At 72.5% G+C, this 3,227-nt stretch carries 3 protein-coding genes; 2 read left to right on the top strand and 1 reads right to left on the bottom strand.

Annotated elements, in window-relative coordinates:
• Positions 1-103 precede the first annotated feature (103 nt).
• Entirely contained in the window at positions 104-1,678 is a 1,575-nt protein-coding gene (lnt, locus tag AOK15_RS29215) for an apolipoprotein N-acyltransferase (protein WP_055521342.1), read from the top strand.
• Here the strand turns inward: lnt and AOK15_RS29210 are convergent.
• Positions 1,590-2,507, bottom strand: coding sequence for a Gfo/Idh/MocA family protein (locus tag AOK15_RS29210; RefSeq protein WP_055521341.1), 918 nt, complete (start codon positions 2,505-2,507; stop codon positions 1,590-1,592). The genes lnt and AOK15_RS29210 overlap by 89 nt on opposite strands.
• An 80-nt stretch (positions 2,508-2,587) precedes the next feature.
• Here AOK15_RS29210 and AOK15_RS29205 point away from each other — a divergent pair, with 80 nt between their 5' ends.
• Positions 2,588-3,100 (top strand): DinB family protein, encoded by a 513-nt coding sequence (locus tag AOK15_RS29205; RefSeq protein ID WP_055521340.1) that lies wholly within the window; start codon positions 2,588-2,590, stop codon positions 3,098-3,100.
• The last annotated feature ends 127 nt before the right edge of the window (positions 3,101-3,227 follow it).

Below are 3,227 nucleotides of genomic sequence, written 5' to 3'. Positions count from 1 at the left end.
CGCCATACCTTCCCGGCACGCCCGCCCCTCCCCCCGCCCTCTGTCGGAGATCGTCTCGGGGGCGCACACTGGAAGCACCCATCACCGGGGAGGGAGGCGCTGGATGACGACGCCCGAAGGGACGGCCTCCCCATGGCGGCGTGGTCTCGGCGCCGCTGCGGCCGGGGCGCTGCCCGTGTTCGCGTTCCCCGGACCGGCCCTGTGGTGGTTCGCCTACGTGGCACTGGTGCCCTGGCTGCTGCTGGTCCGCACGGCCCCGACCGCGCGGCGGGCGGCGTACGACGGCTGGCTGGGCGGCATCGGGTACATGCTGGCACTGCACCACTGGCTGCTGCCGAACCTGCATGTCTTCACGTTCGTCATAGCCGCCCTGCTCGGGGCGCTCTGGGCGCCCTGGGGCTGGCTGGTGCACCGTCTGCTGGCGGGCGCTCCCCCGCCCCGGCGGGTCGCCGCCGCGCTGCTGGTCGTGCCGTCGGGCTGGCTGGCGATCGAGCTCGTCCGGTCCTGGCAGGGGCTCGGCGGACCCTGGGGACTGCTGGGGTCCAGCCAGTGGCAGGTGGAGGCAGCGCTCCGGCTGGCCTCGGTCGGCGGGGTCTGGCTGCTCAGCTTCCTGGTGGTCGCCGTGAACGTCGCGGTCGCCGTCCTCGTCGCGGTACGGCGGGCGCGGGTCCCCGCCGTCGCGGGCCTCGTCGCGACGGCCACCGTGACGTCCGCCGTGTGGGTGTGGTCACCACGCCCCGACGTGAGCGGCCGGGTACGGATCGCCGTCGTCCAGCCCGGGGTCACCAAGGGCCCGGAGAACCGGTTCACGAGGGAGGAGGCCCTGACCCGGCGTCTCGCGGATCGGGACCTCGACCTCATCGTGTGGGGCGAGAGCAGTGTCGGCTACGACCTGGTCGAGCGTCCCGACCTCGCCGACCGCATCGCCGCGCTGTCCCGCGCGACGGGCGCGGACATCCTGGTCAACGTGGACGCCCACCGTTCGGACCGCCCCGGCATCTACAAGAGCTCGGTGCTCGTCGGCCCCGACGGCCCGACCGGCGACCGCTACGACAAGATGCGACTGGTCCCCTTCGGCGAGTACGTACCGGCGCGCTCCCTGCTCGGCTGGGTGACCTCCGTCGGCGAGGCGGCCGGCGAGGACCGCAGGCGCGGCACGGAGCAGGTGGTGATGGACGTCGGCAAAGGGCTGCGCGTCGGACCGATGGTCTGCTTCGAGAGCGCGTTCCCCGACATGAGCCGCAGTCTCGTCGACGAGGGCGCCGAGGTGCTGCTCGCCCAGTCGGCCACCTCCACGTTCCAGCAGAGCTGGGCGCCGGAGCAGCACGCCTCACTGGCCGCGCTGCGGGCCGCGGAGACGGGCCGCCCGATGGTGCACGCGACCCTCACCGGTGTCTCCGCCGTCTACGGTCCGAGCGGCGAACGCGTCGGCTCCTGGCTCGGCACCGAGGAGAGCACCTCCGCGGTGTACGACGTGCCGACGGCGAGCGGTACGACTCCGTACGTCCGCTTCGGTGACTGGCCGGTCCACGCGGCGCTGCTGGTCCTGGTGGTGTGGGGCGCCTTCGAGGGCCTGCGGACCGCGCGGGCTAGGGGCGACCGGGACGGGAGCGGTCCTCCACCTGCCGTACGACCCGCTCGCACATCTCGTGGGTCGCGAGCGCGTCCCGTGCGCTGAGCGCCTTGCCGGCCCGGACGGCGTCGAGGAAGGCGAGCACCGCCTGTTCGATGCCGCGCTGCCGGGCGACGGGCACCCAGTCCCCGCGCCGCCGCAGGGACGGCTGCCCCTTGTGGTCGATGACCTCGGCGAGGTTCACGACCTGACGTTTGGTGTCCTGCCCGGAGACCTCCAGGATCTCCTCCGCGGAGCCGCTGAGCCGGTTCATGACGCCGAGCGCGGTGAAGCCGTCCCCGGAGAGCTGGAGGACGATGTGGTGCAGCAGCCCGTTCTCGGTCCGGGCGCGCACGGTCATGTCCTCGACGGTCCCCGGGACCAGGAACCGCAGGGTGTCCACGACGTGGATGAAGTCGTCGAGGATCATCGTCCGGGGGTTCTCGGGCAGGCCGATGCGGTTCTTCTGCATCAGGATCAGCTCGCGCGGATGGTCGGCGCACTGGGTGTATCCGGGCGCGTACCGTCGGTTGAAGCCGACGGCGAGCCCTACGTTCCGCTCCTCGGCGAGCCGCACCAGGCGCTCGGACTCGACGAGTTCGTAGGCGAGGGGCTTGTCGACGTACGTGGGGACGCCCGCCTCCAGCAGCCGGGTCACGATCTCGGGGTGGGCGCCGGTCGGCGCGTGCACGAAGGCGGCGTCGAGGTCCTGGGCGAGCAGCGCGTCGAGGTCGGCGTGGCGTCGTCCCTGCGGCAGATGCAGGCTGTCGGCGACGCCGGTGAGCGTGGCGGGCGTCCGTGTCTGCAGATGCAGTTCGACGCCGGGCTGGGTGCCGAGCACCGGCAGATACGCCTTCCGCGCGATGTCGCCGAGCCCGATGCAGCCGACCTTCACAGGGGTCTCCCGTCCACGGTGATGCCGAGGCTTCAGCATATGCGTGGCCGTGCGTGGCCCGGGTGGGTGAGGATGCGTGCATGACATCTCAGCGCACCGAACCCTCCGTGACCGCCGGTGAACGGGACATGCTGGAGGGATGGCTCGACCATCACCGCGAGACGCTCGCGCTCAAGTGCCGGGGCCTGGACGACGCCCGGTTGCGAGTCGCGTCGGTGCCGCCCTCCGAACTGTCCCTCATGGGGCTCGTCCGGCACATGGCGGAGGTGGAGCGCATCTGGTTCCGCAAGGTGCTCGCCGGTGACGACCAGGGGCCGATCTACTTCAGCGACGAGGACCCGGACGGCGAGTTCCACCTCACCGAACAGGACACATGGGAGGAGGCGTACCGCGTCTGGCAGGACGAGATCGCGGTCGCCCGCCGCAACGCGGGGCCCGTCGCCCTGGACGACATCGCCAAATCGGCGCATGGACGCAAGGGCGAGGCACCCAGCCTCCGATGGATCTACACCCACATGATCGAGGAGTACGCCCGCCACAACGGCCACGCCGACCTCCTCCGCGAACGGATCGACGGGTCGACGGGGCACTGACGCGACGGGGCCCGCGGAGCACCGGCCCACAGGGCACCGGGCCCACGGGGCGGCGGGGGGCGGCGAGCCACGAAGGCTTCGGGGCCCGCGTGGCACCGGTCCGTCGGGGCCGCGGGACACAGAGCGG

The sequence above is a fragment of the Streptomyces ossamyceticus genome (genome assembly GCF_001418475.1).
GTDB classification, from domain to species: domain Bacteria; phylum Actinomycetota; class Actinomycetes; order Streptomycetales; family Streptomycetaceae; genus Streptomyces; species Streptomyces ossamyceticus.
Note: the sequence above shows the minus strand (reverse complement) of the source record. Positions and strands in the feature narration are given on the sequence as shown.

Excerpts from the sequence above, each read along its gene's own strand:
- lnt (WP_055521342.1), top strand. The coding sequence starts at position 104 with ATGACGACGCCCGAAGGGACGGCCTCCCCATGGCGGCGTGGTCTCGGC.
- AOK15_RS29205 (WP_055521340.1), top strand. The coding sequence starts at position 2,588 with ATGACATCTCAGCGCACCGAACCCTCCGTGACCGCCGGTGAACGGGAC.